Below are 15,373 nucleotides of genomic sequence, written 5' to 3'. Positions count from 1 at the left end.
TTTCGGCTCACAGCCGCTGTTTAACGGACCAACGTCCTGTTTTTCCCAGTAATCACGAGGAACGCCATGCAACTTCCACACTGCCCAAAATGCCATTCTGAATACACATATGAAGATAACGGCATGTACATCTGCCCGGAATGCGCCCACGAGTGGAACAATGCCGAGCCGGCCGATGACGCCGACGCGCTGATCGTAAAAGACGCTAACGGCAACTTACTTGCCGATGGCGACAGCGTGACCGTGGTGAAAGATCTGAAGGTAAAAGGCAGCTCTTCCATGCTGAAAATCGGCACCAAAGTGAAGAATATCCGTCTGGTCGAAGGCGATCACAACATCGACTGCAAAATTGACGGTTTTGGCCCGATGAAGCTGAAATCTGAATTCGTCAAAAAGAACTAATTAAATTTTTTCACGCCAGCGCCATTATTTTTCCGGCGCTGGCGGCAACCTCGCCGGCGCGTCCGAATATCAGCGGCGGAACATCGCGAAATTATATCGCTCATTTCACCAAAATTATTCCCGAAATCTCCAGGCCGAACCGCGCGATCAATTCTCATTTCATCTCTGCTTTGCCGGCGCGCTGCGACGCATTTTCAGAAAAATTCACCCCGCTTTGCCGCCTGGCTTCTTTTGCCCGTCACCAACTACGCTTTATGGGTCACTGGTTATCTGAGGTCATGGTTATGTCCCTGAGTCCTTACATTGCTTTTAGCGGCAACTGCGCTGCCGCCATCGCCTTCTATCAGCAGGCGCTGGGGGCGCAGCTTATCCACCAAATCACCTACGGCGAAATGCCGCAGAGCGCCCAGGATGCCGACGATGGCTGCGCCTCCGGGCAGCATCTTGCCGCCGACTGCATCGCCCACGCCAGCCTGCAGGTCGCCGACAGTATTCTGATGCTGAGCGATAGCCCCAGTAGCGACATGGAACATTACGCGGGATTCGTCCTCGTGCTGGAGCCGAAAGATATTGCTGAAGGCAAACACTGGTTTGAAGCGCTGGCCGATGGCGGGCGCATCGAAATGGCGTGGCAGGAGACCTTCTGGGCCCACGGTTTCGGCAAAGTCGTCGATCGCTTCGGCGTGCCGTGGATGGTTAACGTCGTCAAACAACCCTAATCTTCTCTCCAGGGCGGCTTCTCCGCCCTGTCATCTCACCAGCATTAACTCTTCATCCTGCGGTCATCGTGACTTAACAGGAATGTAACAAAAACGCGTCAGTATCGGCCCACGCTCAACGGGGATCCCCAAGGTGCTTAGTGAGGCTCGATAACCATGTACTTATCCAGACATCCGACCAGTTACCCCACCCGGTATCAGGAAATTGCCGCCAGGCTTGAACAGGAGCTGCGCCATCACTATCGCTGCGGCGATTATTTGCCAGCGGAACAGCAGTTGGCGGCGCGCTTTGAAGTCAACCGCCACACCCTACGCCGGGCTATCGATCAACTGGTGGAACGCGGCTGGGTCCAGCGCCGCCAGGGCGTCGGCGTGCTGGTATTGATGCGCCCCATCGACTACCCGCTCAACGCCCAGGCACGCTTCAGCCAGAACCTGCTGGAACAAGGCAGCCACCCGACCAGCGAGAAACTGCTGTCGGTGCTGCGCCCGGCCAGCAGCCATGTCGCCGAAGCCTTTGGCATTGCCGAAGGCGAAACCGTCATTCATCTGCGCACCCTGCGCCGGGTCAACGGCGTGGCGTTGTGTTTGATTGACCACTACTTCGCCGACCTGCGCTTCTGGCCGGTGCTGCAAACCTTCACCCACGGCTCGCTACACGACCTGCTGCGCGACCAGCTCGCCATCGAACTGACCCGCGTACGCACCAAAATCAGCGCCCGCCGCGCGCAGGCGAAAGAGAGCAAGCTGCTGGAAATCCCCAATATGGCGCCACTGCTGTGCGTACGCACGCTCAATAGCCGCGAGGGCGAGACAGTCACGACGGAGTACTCCGTCAGCCTGACCCGCGCCGACATGATTGAATTCACCATGGAGCACTGAATGCACTTCGATACCGCCACCCGCCAGCGCTGGATGTCCGTGCTGGCCCACAGTGACCCGCAGGACCTTCTGGCGCGCATGCAATCGCTGCGGCTGGCGCCGGAGTATGAATTAATTCGCGCCCCGGAAACCGGGCTGGTACAGCTCCAGGCGCGTATGGGCGGCATCGGCGAGCGTTTCTTTGCCGGTGACGCCACCCTGACCCGCGCCGCCGTGCGCCTGGCCGATGGCACCCTCGGCTACAGCTGGATTTTAGGCCGCAATCGCCCACACGCCGAGCGCTGCGCGGCGATCGACGGCCTGCTGCAATCGCCTCACTATTTTCACACCTTAATGGAAACCCTCATTACCCCGCTGGAAGCACAACGCAGCGCGCGCCTCGATGCTCGTCGCGCCGAAGTCAACGCCAGCCGGGTCGACTTCTTTACTCTGGTTCGCGGAGATAACGCATGACATTACAAACCGCCTTTACCCTACCGGTGCAGGATGCCCAACACAGTTTCCGCCGCCTGCTGAAAGCAATGAGCGAGCCGGGAGTGATTGTCTCTCTGCAGCAGCTTCAGCACGGCTGGCAGCCATTGAATATCGCCTCCACCAGTCTGTTATTGACCCTGGCCGATCACGACACCCCGGTATGGATGGCCGCCGCGCTGCATAACGATCTGGTCAGCCAAAATCTGCGCTTCCATACCGGCGCGACGCTGGTGGAACAGCCGCAGCAGGCGGTATTTGCCGTCGCCTGCGACACCATCAGCGCCGAACAGCTTAATGTCCTTTCCGCCGGTACCGTGGCGGCGCCGGAAACCGGCGTCACGCTGATTGTTCAACTAGCCAGCCTGAGCGGCGGACGCATGCTGCGCCTGACCGGCGCGGGCATTGCCGAGGAGCGAATGATCGCCCCACAGCTGCCGGACTGCATCATCGACGAATTAACCGAACGCCCGCACCCGTTCCCGCTGGGCATTGACCTGATCCTGACCTGCGGCGAGCGCCTGCTGGCTATCCCGCGTACCACCCACGTGGAGGTGTGCTAAATGTATGTTGCCGTCAAAGGCGGCGAGAAGGCGATTAGCGCCGCTCACGCCTTGCAAGAGCAGAAACGACGGGGCGATGGACGGCTTCCCGAACTGAGCGTTGACCAGATAAGCGAACAGCTCAGCCTGGCGGTGGACCGGGTGATGACCGAAGGCGGTATTGCCGACCGCGAACTGGCGGCGCTGGCGCTGAAGCAGGCCAGCGGCGATAACGTCGAAGCCATTTTCCTGCTGCGCGCCTACCGCACCACCCTGCCGCGGCTGGCGGTCAGCGAACCGGTTGATACCGCTGGAATGCGCCTCGAGCGCCGCATCTCCGCGGTGTACAAAGATATCCCAGGCGGCCAGCTGCTGGGCCCCACTTACGACTATACCCACCGCCTGCTCGATTTTACCCTGCTGGCCAACGGCGAACCGCCGTCGGTGCAGAAAGCCGGTAGCGAAACGTCGCCGACGCCGCACGTCTTCAACCTGCTGGCGCAACAGGGGCTGGCCAAAGCGGAAGCGGACTGCGGCGCGCCGCCTGACGATATCACCCGCACCCCGCCGGTCTATCCCTGCTCGCGCTCCTCGCGGCTGCAGCAGCTGGTACGCGGCGATGAAGGCTATCTGCTGGCTCTGGCCTACTCGACCCAGCGCGGCTATGGCCGCAACCACCCGTTTGCCGGCGAGATCCGCAGCGGCTACGTGCAGGTGGAAATCGTGCCGGAAGAGCTGGGTTTTAGCGTCAATATTGGCGAGCTGCTGCTGACCGAATGCGAAATGGTCAACGGCTTTGTCGATCCTGAGGATGAGCCGCCACACTTCACCCGCGGCTACGGCCTGACGTTTGGCATGAGCGAGCGTAAAGCGATGGCCATGGCGCTGGTCGACCGTGCCCTTCAGGCGCCGGAATACGGCGAAGAGATAAGCGGACCGGCCCAGGACGAAGAGTTCGTGCTGGCGCACGCCGATAACGTTGAAGCCGCCGGTTTCGTCTCGCATCTGAAACTGCCGCACTATGTCGATTTCCAGGCCGAACTGGCGCTGTTGAAACGCCTGCAACGGGAGAACGAACGTGGCTAACCCACTGACTGGCTATAACTTTGCTTATCTTGATGAGCAAACCAAGCGCATGATCCGCCGGGCGATACTGAAAGCGGTGGCCATTCCCGGCTATCAGGTGCCCTTCGGCGGCCGCGAAATGCCGATGCCCTACGGTTGGGGTACCGGCGGGATCCAACTGACCGCCAGCGTTATCGGCGAGAACGACGTACTGAAGGTCATCGATCAGGGCGCCGATGACACCACCAACGCGGTGTCGATCCGCCAGTTCTTTAAACGCGTAACCGGCGTCGCCACCACCGAACGCACCGAAGACGCCACCCTGATCCAGACCCGCCACCGGATCCCGGAAACGCCGCTGGTGGAAGATCAGATCCTGATCTATCAGGTGCCGATCCCGGAGCCGCTGCGCTTTATCGAACCGCGTGAAACCGAAACCCGCACCATGCACGCGCTGGAAGAGTACGGCGTAATGCAGGTGAAGCTGTATGAGGATATCGCCCGCTTCGGCCACATCGCCACCACCTACGCCTATCCGGTGAAGGTGAACGGCCGCTACGTGATGGACCCTTCGCCGATCCCGAAATTCGATAACCCCAAAATGCACATGATGCCGGCGCTGCAGCTGTTCGGCGCCGGGCGCGAAAAGCGTATCTACGCGGTGCCGCCCTATACCGCAGTCGAAAGCCTCGATTTCGACGATCATCCGTTTAGCGTGCAGGAGTGGGATGAACCCTGCGCCATTTGCGGTTCGCGTCACAGCTATCTTGACGAAGTGGTGCTGGATGACAGCGGCCAGCGGATGTTTGTCTGCTCCGATACCGATTATTGCCGCCAACAGAGCGAGGCGCAGAAAAAATGAGCCAGCCGTTACTTGCAGTCAATCACCTGACCCATCTCTATGCGCCGGGCAAAGGTTTTAGCGATGTCTCTTTCGAGCTGTGGCCGGGCGAAGTGCTCGGTATCGTCGGCGAATCCGGCTCCGGTAAAACCACGCTGCTGAAAGCGATTTCCGCTCGTCTGGCGCCGCAACAGGGTGAAGTGCGGTATCAACAGCGCTCGCTGTACGCCATGAGCGAAGCCGAACGCCGCCGCCTGCTACGCACCGAATGGGGCGTTGTGCATCAGCACCCGATGGACGGCCTGCGTCGCCAGGTCTCGGCGGGCGGCAACATCGGCGAACGGCTGATGGCGACCGGCGCCCGCCACTACGGCGACATTCGCGCCACCGCCGAACGCTGGCTGCAGGAGGTGGAGATCCCGCCTTCCCGCATCGACGACCTGCCGACCACCTTTTCCGGCGGTATGCAGCAGCGCTTGCAAATCGCCCGCAATCTCGTGACGCAGCCGAAACTGGTGTTTATGGATGAACCCACCGGCGGGCTGGACGTCTCGGTACAGGCGCGCCTGCTCGATCTCCTGCGCGGGCTGGTGGTGGAGCTGGGTCTGGCGGTGGTGATCGTCACCCACGATCTCGGCGTCGCTCGCCTGCTGGCGAACCGTCTGCTGGTGATGAAACAAGGACAGGTGGTGGAAAGTGGCTTAACCGACCGGGTGCTCGACGATCCGCACCATCCTTACACCCAGCTGCTGGTGTCGTCGGTGTTGCAGAATTGATGCTGTTTTGCCGGATGGCGGCTGCGCCTTATCCGGCCTACAGGTGCGTTATTCGTAGGCCGGGTAAGCGAAGCGCCACCCGGCACTCCAACCCCGAGAGGGCTAAAATGATCCGCGTTGAAAACATCCATAAAACCTTTGTTCTGCACCAACAGCACGGCGTACGTCTGCCGGTGCTCGCCGACGCTTCGCTCTCCGTTAACGCCGGGGAGTGCGTGGTGCTGCACGGCCATTCCGGCAGCGGCAAATCGACGCTGCTGCGCTCGCTGTACGCTAACTATCTGCCGGACAGCGGTCATATTCATATCCGCCACGGCGACGAATGGGTGGATCTGGTGACCGCCACGCCGCGCAAGGTGCTGGAAGTGCGTAAAACCACCATCGGTTGGGTCAGCCAGTTTCTGCGGGTGATCCCGCGGATATCCGCGCTGGAAGTCGTCATGCAGCCGCTGCTTGAGCTCGGGACGCCGCGCGAAGAGAGCGCCGCTAAAGCCGCCCGTCTGCTGAGCCATCTCAACGTGCCGGAGCGTTTGTGGCATCTGGCGCCATCCACCTTTTCCGGCGGCGAACAGCAGCGGGTCAACATCGCCCGCGGTTTTGCGGTCGACTATCCGATTTTACTCCTTGATGAACCCACCGCCTCGCTGGATGCCAACAACAGCGCCGCGGTGGTGGAGCTGATCCAGCAGGCTAAAGCCCGCGGCGCGGCCATCGTCGGTATTTTCCATGATGAAACGGTACGCGGCCAGGTCGCCGACCGCCTGCACCCAATGGGTATCACAGTATGATAATCAATAACGTAAAGCTGGTACTGGAAGACGAAACCATCGACGGTTCGCTGGAAGTGCAGGAGGGGCGGATTTACGCCTTTGCCGAAAGCCAGAGCCGGCTGCCCGGCGCCCTCGATGGCGAAGGCGGCTGGCTGCTGCCGGGGCTTATCGAACTCCATACTGATAACCTGGATAAATTCTTCACCCCGCGGCCAAAGGTTGACTGGCCTGCACACTCGGCGATGAGCAGCCACGATGCTTTAATGGTCGCCAGCGGCATCACCACCGTACTCGACGCCGTGGCGATTGGCGACGTGCGCGACGGCGGCGACCGCCTTGAGAATCTGGAAAAGATGATCAACGCGGTGGAAGAGACGCAAAAACGCGGGCTTAACCGCGCCGAGCACCGCCTGCATCTGCGCTGTGAACTGCCGCACCACACCACTCTGCCGCTGTTTGAAAAGCTGGTCGACCGCGAGCCGGTCACTCTGGTGTCGCTGATGGACCATTCGCCGGGTCAACGCCAGTTCGCCAACCGCGAAAAATATCGCGAATATTATCAGGGCAAATATCAGCTCAGCGGCGAGCAGATGGAACGCTTCGAAGAGGAGCAAATGGCGCTGGCGGCGGCCTGGTCGCAGCCTAATCGCCAGGCTATCGCCGCGATGTGCCGGGAACGCCAAATCGCTCTCGCCAGCCACGACGACGCCACTCATGAACATGTCGCCGAATCCCACCAGCTTGGCAGCGTGATCGCCGAATTTCCTACCACGTTGGCCGCCGCGCAGGCTTCGCGCCAGCATGGAATGAATGTGTTGATGGGGGCGCCGAATATCGTGCGCGGCGGCTCGCATTCCGGCAATGTCGCCGCGCATCAACTAGCCGCCAGCGGCCTGTTAGATATTCTCTCTTCCGATTACTACCCCGCCAGCCTGCTTGATGCCGCTTTCCGTATCGCCGATAGCGACGACAACGCTTTCACGCTGGCGCAGGCTATCCGTCTGGTCAGCAAACATCCGGCGCAGGCGCTGGGTCTGCATGACCGCGGCGTCATCGCCGAAGGCAAACGCGCCGATCTGGTACTGGCGCACCGCCGCGGCGAGCACGTCCATATCGATCACGTCTGGCGTCAGGGAAAGAGGGTCTTTTAATGCCTGGAAAACTGATTTGGCTGGTCGGCCCTTCCGGGTCGGGAAAAGATAGTCTGCTGGCCGCGCTGCGCCAGCGTGAGCATCCACAACTGCTGGTCGCGCATCGCTACATCACCCGCCCGCACCAGGCGGGCTGCGAGAACCATATTGCGCTGAGCGAGCATGAGTTTTTCACCCGCGCCGAGCGTAATCTTTTCGCCCTCAGCTGGCATGCCAACAATAATTACTATGGCGTCGGCGTGGAGATCGACCTCTGGCTGCATGCCGGTTTTGATGTCGTCGCCAACGGCTCGCGCGCGCATCTGGCGCAGGCGCGGGAACGTTACGATGACGTACTGGTACCGATTTGTCTCGAAGTCTCACCACAGGTGTTGCGCCAGCGGCTTGAACAGCGCGGCCGGGAAAATGCCGTGGAAATCGACCAGCGACTGCAACGCGCCGCGCGCTATAAACCGGCCGATTGCCTGACGTTGAATAACGACGGCAGCCTCGGGCAATCGGTAGAGCGTTTCTTCCAGCTGTTGTGCCAGCACGCCGGGCGTGAAGAGAATCAGCATGCCTGAGGGTAAAGTAATACGATGAGCCTGACAATCCGCCTGACCGGCACCGGCGGCGCCCAGCAGGTGCCGGTCTTCGGCTGCGACTGCGCCGCCTGCCAGCGCGCCCGCGGCGATGCGCGCTATCGCCGCCGCCCCTGCAGCGCGGTGGTGCGCTTTAACCATGCGGTCACGCTGCTCGACGCCGGACTGGCAGACCTGGCGGAACGCCAGCCCACGGGCAGCTTCCAGCAGATTTTATTGACGCATTACCATATGGACCACGTACAGGGGCTGTTCCCCCTGCGCTGGGGCGTGGGCGATCCGATTGCGGTATACGGCCCGCCGGATGACATCGGCTGCGACGATCTGTTTAAGCATCCCGGCATCCTCGATTTTAGCCACACCGTTACCCCCTTCACGGTATTTGAACTACAGGGGCTACAGGTCACGCCGCTGCCGTTAATCCACTCAAAGCTGACCTACGGCTATCTGCTGGAGTCGGCGCACAGCCGGGTGGCCTGGCTTGCGGATACCGCCGGACTGCCGGAGAAGACGCTGAAGTTTTTACTTAATAATCAGCCGCAGGTGATTGTCATCGATTGCAGCTACGAGCCCAGAGCACAGGCGCCGCGCAACCACAGCGACCTGAATACCGTGCGCGCGCTGAACCAGGTACTTGGCTGCCCGCGGGTGATCCTCACTCATATCAGCCATCAGTTCGACCAGTGGATGATGGATAACCCGCTGCCGAAAGGTTTCGAGGCGGGATACGACGGCATGGAGATCGTGCTCGATTAGCCGGCAGCGTGACCGGGAAAATCAATAATCGTTGTCGAGGCGGCGCTGATCGCTTTCCAGCTGGCGGCGATCGCTATCGAGCTGGCGCTGGCGCTCATCCAGCTGGCGACGGCGGTCGTCAAGCTGCCGCTGGCGATCGTTATATTGCTGCTGATTATCCCTACGCTGCTGGCGGCTGCCCTGATAGCTGCCGTCATCGTAGCGTCCGTCGTCATAGCGCCCGTCATCGTCGTCGGAACGGCTGCTGCCCGGATTGTAGGCATCGTTGATGGCTTGCTGAATATTGCCAATAGCGTCATCAATAATATCGGCGTGGGCCAATTGGCTGCTCAGCGCCAGCGTGCAAAAAAACAGAGCGGTTGCGTAACGTTTCATCGGAGCCGGTCTCATCAGGGTACTGGCGATACCTTAATCAACCCTATTTGCCGCGTGTAGCGGAGGAATCTCAAATCCGCGCCATCGCCGCACGCAACGCCTGCGCCAGCTGCGTACGGGTAAAAGGCTTGCGCAGCCGTTCCACCTCCGGCAACGCCGGGTTATGCGCCGGGCGCAAATCCTGGCCGCTAATCAATAGCAGCGCCACCGCCGGGAAACGGCGTTGCGCTTCGTGAATAACCTCGGCGCCGCTCAGCCCGCCGGGGAGCATTAAATCGCTAATCAACAACGCGATATCCCCGGAGGCCGCCAGCATCTGCAGCGCCTGCTCGCCGCTTTGCGCCTCCAGCGTCAGCCAGCCCAGCTGATGCAGCTGCTCGCATAACGTCTGGCGCACATCGGCTTCATCCTCCAGCACCAGCGCTAGCCGCTCGCCGGTCGCCATCGGTTCGCTATCCAACGGCGGTCGCTCCTCCTGCACCGCTGACGTGGCTCGCGGTAGCTGTAAACGTACGGTGGTGCCCTGCCCCGGCGCGCTTTCAATCGCTACGCGCCCGCCCGACTGGCGCACAAAACCGTACACCATCGACAGCCCAAGCCCGCTGCCGCTGCCGGTCTGTTTGGTAGTAAAAAAGGGCTCGAAGACCTGCGCTTTAATTTCCTGCGACATGCCGCTGCCGTGGTCAATCACCTCCAGCGCCACCATATCCTGACGTCGTCCATCGCTACGGGTGACCCGCTGGTTCCAGGTGCGTAGCGCGATAATGCCTGACCGCCCATCCATGGCGTCGCGGGCGTTCATCACCAGGTTGATGATGGCGTTTTCCAGTTGTCCGACATCGATCCATGCCGGCCAGGCAGGCGACTGTGCTTCAATTTCGAGACGCAAAGAGGCAGGCAGCGAATGGCGCATCAGCTCGCAGACGTTCTCCAGCAATGGCTGTAGCGCCACCGCCTGCGGGTTCAGCGCCTGTTTACGCGAAAAGGCCAGCAGCCGCTGAGTGAGTAAGGCGCCGCGTTCGGCAGCCTTCAGCGCCCGCGATATCCGCGGCGCATCGCGCTCATCCGGCTGTACCAGTTCGAGGCTGCCGATAATAACCGCCAGCAGGTTGTTAAAATCGTGCGCCAGGCCGCCGGTAAGCTGGCCGACGGCTTTCATTTTTTGGCTATGCAGCAGCGCCTCCTCCAGCCCCTGTCGCTCAAGGCGGTCAATCTCCATCTGGGTGGTTTTCTCCCGCAGCAGACGGGTAGTGTGTTCAAGGGAAGCGGTATTGCGGGCGAAAACGTTAAAGGCGCGCGCCAGTTCGCCAAGCTCATCGCGCCGCTGCAGAGCCGGCACCGTCACATTCTGCTCGCCGTGCGCCAGCCGCGACATCGCGCCGGATATCGCGTTCAGATTAAGGCCGAGATTACGATAGATATACCAGCCCGCACAGCCGGTAATCGCCAGCGCCAGCAGCGCGGCCAGCAGGATAAACGCGCTGATGGAGCGCAACTGCTGGTGGCTTTGCGCCGCTCGCGCCTCAGATGCCTGGGCAACTCTGGCAACATACTGATTAATATCATCATTAAGCAGCGCAACCAGCGCTTTAATATGAAACATATACCAGCCGATCGCCAGATCGCTCTCTTCAAGCTGCGCCGATAGCGGCGCCAGCCGCGCCAGCTCGGCGTTGAAATCCGGCAGGATAAACGCCCGCTCAGAATCGCTATCATTACGCGGTAAAAAGCGTCTGATGTCATCGAGCTGCAGAACGATCGAGCGCGGCGTGGCGGTGTGTATCGCGGCGACGATCAGCCGGTCCATTTCGTTTAAACGCTGAGGATCGATCGCCGGTTTACCCTCGCGATCGTTGAGATCCTGCAAATGGCGCAAATAGCTCTGGTTTTGATACAGCGCGCTCAGCAGTTCATTACGCTGCAGATGGCGGCGTTGCCCGCGCTCCAGCATGCCGGCGACGCTCTGCTGCAGCTCGTTGCTGCGGCGGATAATGCTCGCCACCAGCGTCTGTTCCTGCCGCGCCAGCGGCGCCGAAGCCAGTTGGCTCAGCGAATGCTTCAGCGACTGTTGGGTTTCCAGCAGACGTTCCGCTTCGCTTTTATACTCCAGCGCGCCTACTACCTGCGACAGTCGCACCGCCGCGGTAGCGACGTTCGCGGTATCGCGCGCCAGATTCATACTGCCGCTCATGTCGCTAAGCGTTTGCTGCTGTACCTGCTCCTGCAACTGGCTGGCATGGCGAAAACCAAATATCGCCACCCCGGCGACCATTAACGTCACCGCCACCATCAACAAGTTAAATGACAGCAGGCGACCGCGGGCGCTAACAAAAAAATGCGGGTGATGGGAAGACATAGCGGCTCCGGTCAGGCGTTTTCTCCCATCATTCCCGGACCGTCGCCGAAGGTGAAGAAAATTTCTCGGCGTAATTGTGATCTGCATTAACTATTCAAAAATATGACAATTATGAATGGCCGATGACATCACTCATTTACGTTGCGGTGATGAAGTGCCGATATCGACAACGCAGCCAGGAGAGCAGGCATGCAGGGAACACCGGTGCTATCCATGCGCAACATCGCCAAAGTTTTCGGCAAGTTTTATGCGCTGAAAGGGGTGGATCTGACGGTCTGGCCCGGCGAGATCCACGCGCTGATGGGCGAAAACGGCGCGGGAAAAAGCACGTTGATGAAGATCCTCGCCGGCGCCTATACCGCCTCCAGCGGCGAGATCCTGATCGACGGACAACCGCAGACGATCAGAGGCCCGAAAGATGCGCTGGCGGCGGGGATCACCTTGATCTATCAGGAGATGCAGCTGGCGCCGAACCTCACCGTCGCGGAAAACATTTTCCTCGGCAGCGAGCTTTCCCGCGGCGGTCTGGTACAACGCAAAGAGATGGAGTCCCAGGCGCAGGCGGTTATCGACCGGCTCGGCGCGCAGTTCAAAGCCAGCGACCGGGTGATGAAGCTGACTATCGCTGAACAGCAGCAGGTGGAAATCGCCCGCGCGCTGCATCGCAACAGCCGCATTCTGGTGATGGATGAACCTACCGCCGCCCTCTCCTCGCGAGAAACGCAGCGCCTGTTTGAGCTGATTTTGCGCCTGCGTGATGAAGGGATGGCAATCATCTATATCAGCCACCGCATGGCCGAAGTGTATGAACTCTCCGACCGGGTCAGCGTGCTGCGCGATGGCCAGTATGTCGGCAGCCTCACCCGCGACCACCTTAGCGCCCCCGAATTAGTGCGCATGATGGTTGGCCGTCCGCTTAGCGATCTGTTCAATAAAGAGCGCGATATCCCTCGCGGCCAGCCGCGCCTGCGGGTGCAGGATCTCAGCGACGGCGGCAAAGTGCATCCCAGCAGCCTGGTGGTGCACGCCGGGGAAATCGTTGGCCTCGCCGGGCTGGTCGGCGCCGGACGTTCCGAACTGGCGCAGCTGATTTTCGGCGTCCGCAAAGCCACCGCCGGGGTGATTGAAATCGACGGCGAACCGGTGGTTATTCACTCGCCGCGCGAAGCTATCGACCTCGGGATCGGCTTTCTGACCGAAAACCGTAAGGAACAGGGGCTGTTTCTCGAACTGGCGGCGCAGGAGAACATCACCATGGCGACGCTTGAGCGCGACGCCAATTGGGGAATGCTAGACCGTAAGAAAGCGCAAACTATCTCCGATGACGCCATCCAGTTGCTGAACATCCGCGTCCCGCATGCTCAGGTGCGCGCCGGCGGGCTTTCCGGAGGCAATCAGCAAAAGCTGCTGATTTCACGCTGGGTGGCGATCGGCCCGCGCATTCTCATCCTGGATGAACCGACCCGCGGCGTTGACGTCGGCGCCAAAAGCGAGATTTACCGCATCATGAATCAGATGGCCCGCCAGGGCGTCGCCATTTTAATGATCTCCAGCGAATTGCCGGAAATCGTAGGCATGAGCGACCGGGTATACGTGATGCGCGAAGGCGCTATCGCCGGCGAGTTGCAGGTTGGCGAGATTAGTCAGGAAAGCATTATGACGCTGGCGACCGGCGTGAACGATTCTCACCTTAAGGCAGGACAAGCATGAGCATACCGAAAGAGACCTCCGCGCCGGCGGCGAAATCCGCCTCGGCAAAAAAAATGCTGATGGGCGACCTGATGCAAACCGTCGGCATCCTGCCGATTTTAATCCTGATCGTCGCGGTGTTCGGCTTCGTCGCGCCGAATTTCTTTACCGAAAGCAACCTGCTGAATATTACCCGCCAGTCCTCCATCAACATCGTACTGGCGGCGGGGATGACCTTTATTATTCTTACCGGCGGTATCGATCTGTCGGTGGGGTCAATTCTCGGCACCACCGCGGTTGCGGCGATGGTGGTATCGCTCATCCCGCAATTCGCGATGCTGTCGATTCCGGCGGCCCTGATGCTTGGTCTGCTGCTCGGGCTGTTCAACGGCGCGCTGGTGGCCTTCGCCGGGCTACCGCCGTTTATTGTCACCCTTGGCACTTACACCGCGCTGCGCGGCGCCGCCTATCTGCTGGCCGACGGCACCACGGTGATTAACTCCGATATTAGCTTTGAGTGGATCGGCAATAACTATCTCGGCCCGGTGCCGTGGCTGGTGGTGATTGCGCTGGCGGTCGTGGCGGTATGCTGGTTTATCCTGCGCCGCACCACCCTCGGTATTCATATCTACGCCGTCGGCGGCAATATGCAGGCGGCGCGGCTGACGGGGATTAAAGTCTGGCTGGTGCTGCTGTTCGTCTACGGCATGAGCGGGCTGCTTTCCGGGCTCGGCGGGGTGATGAGCGCCTCGCGGCTATACAGCGCCAACGGCAACCTCGGCGTCGGCTATGAGCTGGACGCCATTGCCGCGGTGATCCTCGGCGGCACCAGTTTCGTCGGCGGTATCGGCACCATCACCGGTACGCTGGTAGGAGCGCTGATTATCGCCACTCTTAACAATGGTATGACGCTGATGGGCGTCTCCTACTTCTGGCAATTGGTGATCAAAGGGGCGGTGATCATCATAGCGGTGCTGATCGACAAATACCGTACCCGACACCATCAAAGTGCATAACAACATCTTACCTGCGAGGAAAAGCGAATGCGTTTAAAACCGATAGTGACCGCGCTATGTGCCGGCGCGCTGCTGGCCGCCTCCCCTTTTGCGTCGGCCAAAGATCTACAAGCGATAGGCGTGACGGTGGGCGACCTCGCCAACCCGTTTTTCGTGCAAATCACCAAGGGGGCCGAGCTGGAAGCGCGCAAGCTGGCGGGGGACAAAGTGAAGGTCACGCTGGTGTCCAGCGGCTACGACCTGGGACAGCAGGTAGCGCAGATCGATAATTTTATCGCCGCCAAAGTCGATATGATCATCCTCAACGCCGCTGATTCAAAAGGTATCGGCCCGGCGGTGAAGCGGGCGAAAGAGGCCGGGATCGTGGTGGTGGCGGTTGACGTCGCCGCCGAAGGCGCCGATGCCACCATCACCTCCGATAACACCCAGGCGGGCGCGATGGCCTGTAAATATATTAGCGATCGCCTGAACAACAAAGGCAACGTGGTGATTATTAACGGACCGCCGGTTTCCGCGGTGCAGAACCGCGTCGAAGGCTGCGAAACCGAATTCAAAAAACATCCGGATATCAAAATCCTCTCCGCCAACCAGAACGCTAAAGGCAGCCGCGAAGGCGGGCTGGAAGTGATGACGTCGCTGCTGGCGGCGAATCCGAAGATTGACGGCGTGTTCGCGATTAACGATCCAACGGCGATTGGCGCCGATCTGGCGGCGAAACAGGCGCAACGTAATGAGTTCTTTATCGTGGGCGTCGACGGCAGCCCGGACGGCGAAGAGGCGCTGAAGCGTAAGAATTCGCTGTTCGTCGCCACGCCGGCGCAGGACCCGCAGGTCATGGCGGCGAAGGCGGTGGAAATCGGTTATGACATTCTGCAGGGCAAGCCCGCGCCAGCCGCGCCGGTGCTGATCCCGGTGAAGATGATCGATAAAAATAACGTCAGCAGCTACAAGGGCTGGACGGTGAAATAACGCAGCAAAGCG

The 15,373-nt window shown here is 60.3% G+C and carries 17 protein-coding genes; 15 read left to right on the top strand and 2 right to left on the bottom strand.

The genetic code is table 11. The features are described 5' to 3' along the window. Nucleotides 1-66: 66 nt before the first annotated feature. The 12 genes from PGR23_RS14135 to phnP all read left to right on the top strand — a co-directional run bounded on the left by PGR23_RS14135 (nucleotide 67) and on the right by phnP (nucleotide 8,956). The gene (locus tag PGR23_RS14135) at nucleotides 67-402 is read left to right on the top strand and encodes a zinc ribbon domain-containing protein YjdM (protein ID WP_015368693.1); all 336 of its coding nucleotides are present in this window, start codon (nucleotides 67-69) and stop codon (nucleotides 400-402) included. A gap of 284 nt (nucleotides 403-686) precedes the next feature. Further along, on the top strand, nucleotides 687-1,121 hold the full coding sequence (gene yjdN, locus PGR23_RS14130; protein WP_045396544.1) for a VOC family metalloprotein YjdN: 435 nt from the start codon (nucleotides 687-689) through the stop codon (nucleotides 1,119-1,121). A 156-nt stretch (nucleotides 1,122-1,277) separates the two neighbouring features. Continuing rightward, entirely contained in the window at nucleotides 1,278-2,003 is a 726-nt protein-coding gene (phnF, locus tag PGR23_RS14125; RefSeq protein WP_015368695.1) for a phosphonate metabolism transcriptional regulator PhnF, read from the top strand. After that, nucleotides 2,004-2,456 carry a phosphonate C-P lyase system protein PhnG gene (phnG, locus tag PGR23_RS14120; RefSeq protein WP_396280011.1) on the top strand — a complete coding sequence of 151 codons (453 nt, stop codon included), beginning with the start codon at nucleotides 2,004-2,006 and terminating at the stop codon, nucleotides 2,454-2,456. After that, nucleotides 2,453-3,037 (top strand): phosphonate C-P lyase system protein PhnH, encoded by a 585-nt coding sequence (phnH, locus tag PGR23_RS14115; protein WP_015368697.1) that lies wholly within the window; start codon nucleotides 2,453-2,455, stop codon nucleotides 3,035-3,037. Before phnG ends, phnH begins: the two co-directional genes overlap by 4 nt. Further along, nucleotides 3,038-4,102 (top strand): carbon-phosphorus lyase complex subunit PhnI, encoded by a 1,065-nt coding sequence (locus PGR23_RS14110; protein ID WP_045396506.1) that lies wholly within the window; start codon nucleotides 3,038-3,040, stop codon nucleotides 4,100-4,102. Continuing rightward, the gene (locus PGR23_RS14105; RefSeq protein ID WP_015368699.1) at nucleotides 4,095-4,943 is read left to right on the top strand and encodes an alpha-D-ribose 1-methylphosphonate 5-phosphate C-P-lyase PhnJ; all 849 of its coding nucleotides are present in this window, start codon (nucleotides 4,095-4,097) and stop codon (nucleotides 4,941-4,943) included. Before PGR23_RS14110 ends, PGR23_RS14105 begins: the two co-directional genes overlap by 8 nt. Then, entirely contained in the window at nucleotides 4,940-5,698 is a 759-nt protein-coding gene (gene phnK, locus PGR23_RS14100) for a phosphonate C-P lyase system protein PhnK (protein ID WP_045396510.1), read from the top strand. The genes PGR23_RS14105 and phnK overlap by 4 nt, the downstream gene beginning before the upstream one ends. 107 nt (nucleotides 5,699-5,805) lie before the next feature. After that, nucleotides 5,806-6,486 carry a phosphonate C-P lyase system protein PhnL gene (gene phnL, locus PGR23_RS14095; protein ID WP_396280012.1) on the top strand — a complete coding sequence of 227 codons (681 nt, stop codon included), beginning with the start codon at nucleotides 5,806-5,808 and terminating at the stop codon, nucleotides 6,484-6,486. Then, nucleotides 6,483-7,619: an alpha-D-ribose 1-methylphosphonate 5-triphosphate diphosphatase gene (gene phnM / locus PGR23_RS14090; RefSeq protein ID WP_045396516.1), complete on the top strand. Its 1,137-nt coding sequence runs from the start codon at nucleotides 6,483-6,485 to the stop codon at nucleotides 7,617-7,619. The genes phnL and phnM overlap by 4 nt, the downstream gene beginning before the upstream one ends. After that, nucleotides 7,619-8,182, top strand: coding sequence for a ribose 1,5-bisphosphokinase (gene phnN, locus PGR23_RS14085; RefSeq protein ID WP_396280013.1), 564 nt, complete (start codon nucleotides 7,619-7,621; stop codon nucleotides 8,180-8,182). The genes phnM and phnN overlap by 1 nt, the downstream gene beginning before the upstream one ends. Before the next feature lie 15 nt (nucleotides 8,183-8,197). Continuing rightward, nucleotides 8,198-8,956: a phosphonate metabolism protein PhnP gene (gene phnP / locus PGR23_RS14080; RefSeq protein WP_396280014.1), complete on the top strand. Its 759-nt coding sequence runs from the start codon at nucleotides 8,198-8,200 to the stop codon at nucleotides 8,954-8,956. A 21-nt stretch (nucleotides 8,957-8,977) separates the two neighbouring features. Here the strand turns inward: phnP and yjdP are convergent, their stop codons facing one another. After that, nucleotides 8,978-9,331 (bottom strand): DDRRRQL repeat protein YjdP, encoded by a 354-nt coding sequence (gene yjdP, locus PGR23_RS14075; protein WP_045396524.1) that lies wholly within the window; start codon nucleotides 9,329-9,331, stop codon nucleotides 8,978-8,980. Between the two features lie 70 nt (nucleotides 9,332-9,401). Next, the gene (locus PGR23_RS14070) at nucleotides 9,402-11,687 is read right to left on the bottom strand and encodes an ATP-binding protein (protein WP_396280015.1); all 2,286 of its coding nucleotides are present in this window, start codon (nucleotides 11,685-11,687) and stop codon (nucleotides 9,402-9,404) included. Between the two features lie 189 nt (nucleotides 11,688-11,876). On the opposite strand from PGR23_RS14070, the gene PGR23_RS14065 reads away from it, so the two are divergent. Genes PGR23_RS14065 through PGR23_RS14055 form a run of 3 tightly spaced genes read left to right on the top strand, consistent with a single transcriptional unit; the run spans nucleotide 11,877 to nucleotide 15,361 of the window. Continuing rightward, on the top strand, nucleotides 11,877-13,397 hold the full coding sequence (locus tag PGR23_RS14065) for a sugar ABC transporter ATP-binding protein (protein ID WP_045367893.1): 1,521 nt from the start codon (nucleotides 11,877-11,879) through the stop codon (nucleotides 13,395-13,397). Continuing rightward, entirely contained in the window at nucleotides 13,394-14,392 is a 999-nt protein-coding gene (locus PGR23_RS14060; RefSeq protein ID WP_045380370.1) for an ABC transporter permease subunit, read from the top strand. Before PGR23_RS14065 ends, PGR23_RS14060 begins: the two co-directional genes overlap by 4 nt. A 27-nt stretch (nucleotides 14,393-14,419) precedes the next feature. Continuing rightward, nucleotides 14,420-15,361: an ABC transporter substrate-binding protein gene (locus PGR23_RS14055; protein WP_015368709.1), complete on the top strand. Its 942-nt coding sequence runs from the start codon at nucleotides 14,420-14,422 to the stop codon at nucleotides 15,359-15,361. Nucleotides 15,362-15,373 lie beyond the last annotated feature (12 nt).

The sequence above is a fragment of the Klebsiella sp. 141162 genome (assembly GCF_050600755.1).
Lineage (GTDB): Bacteria > Pseudomonadota > Gammaproteobacteria > Enterobacterales > Enterobacteriaceae > Klebsiella > Klebsiella aerogenes.
Note: the sequence above shows the minus strand (reverse complement) of the source record. Positions and strands in the feature narration are given on the sequence as shown.

What these genes read in the sequence shown, in the direction of transcription:
- yjdP (WP_045396524.1), bottom strand. Translation starts at nt 9,331, where the DNA reads ATGAAACGTTACGCAACCGCTCTGTTTTTTTGCACGCTGGCGCTGAGC.
- phnG (WP_396280011.1), top strand. Translation starts at nt 2,004, where the DNA reads ATGCACTTCGATACCGCCACCCGCCAGCGCTGGATGTCCGTGCTGGCC.
- PGR23_RS14070 (WP_396280015.1), bottom strand. Translation starts at nt 11,687, where the DNA reads ATGTCTTCCCATCACCCGCATTTTTTTGTTAGCGCCCGCGGTCGCCTG.
- phnK (WP_045396510.1), top strand. Translation starts at nt 4,940, where the DNA reads ATGAGCCAGCCGTTACTTGCAGTCAATCACCTGACCCATCTCTATGCG.
- phnH (WP_015368697.1), top strand. Translation starts at nt 2,453, where the DNA reads ATGACATTACAAACCGCCTTTACCCTACCGGTGCAGGATGCCCAACAC.
- phnP (WP_396280014.1), top strand. Translation starts at nt 8,198, where the DNA reads ATGAGCCTGACAATCCGCCTGACCGGCACCGGCGGCGCCCAGCAGGTG.
- PGR23_RS14065 (WP_045367893.1), top strand. Translation starts at nt 11,877, where the DNA reads ATGCAGGGAACACCGGTGCTATCCATGCGCAACATCGCCAAAGTTTTC.
- yjdN (WP_045396544.1), top strand. Translation starts at nt 687, where the DNA reads ATGTCCCTGAGTCCTTACATTGCTTTTAGCGGCAACTGCGCTGCCGCC.
- PGR23_RS14060 (WP_045380370.1), top strand. Translation starts at nt 13,394, where the DNA reads ATGAGCATACCGAAAGAGACCTCCGCGCCGGCGGCGAAATCCGCCTCG.
- PGR23_RS14055 (WP_015368709.1), top strand. Translation starts at nt 14,420, where the DNA reads ATGCGTTTAAAACCGATAGTGACCGCGCTATGTGCCGGCGCGCTGCTG.
- phnN (WP_396280013.1), top strand. Translation starts at nt 7,619, where the DNA reads ATGCCTGGAAAACTGATTTGGCTGGTCGGCCCTTCCGGGTCGGGAAAA.
- phnL (WP_396280012.1), top strand. Translation starts at nt 5,806, where the DNA reads ATGATCCGCGTTGAAAACATCCATAAAACCTTTGTTCTGCACCAACAG.
- phnM (WP_045396516.1), top strand. Translation starts at nt 6,483, where the DNA reads ATGATAATCAATAACGTAAAGCTGGTACTGGAAGACGAAACCATCGAC.
- PGR23_RS14135 (WP_015368693.1), top strand. Translation starts at nt 67, where the DNA reads ATGCAACTTCCACACTGCCCAAAATGCCATTCTGAATACACATATGAA.
- phnF (WP_015368695.1), top strand. Translation starts at nt 1,278, where the DNA reads ATGTACTTATCCAGACATCCGACCAGTTACCCCACCCGGTATCAGGAA.
- PGR23_RS14110 (WP_045396506.1), top strand. Translation starts at nt 3,038, where the DNA reads ATGTATGTTGCCGTCAAAGGCGGCGAGAAGGCGATTAGCGCCGCTCAC.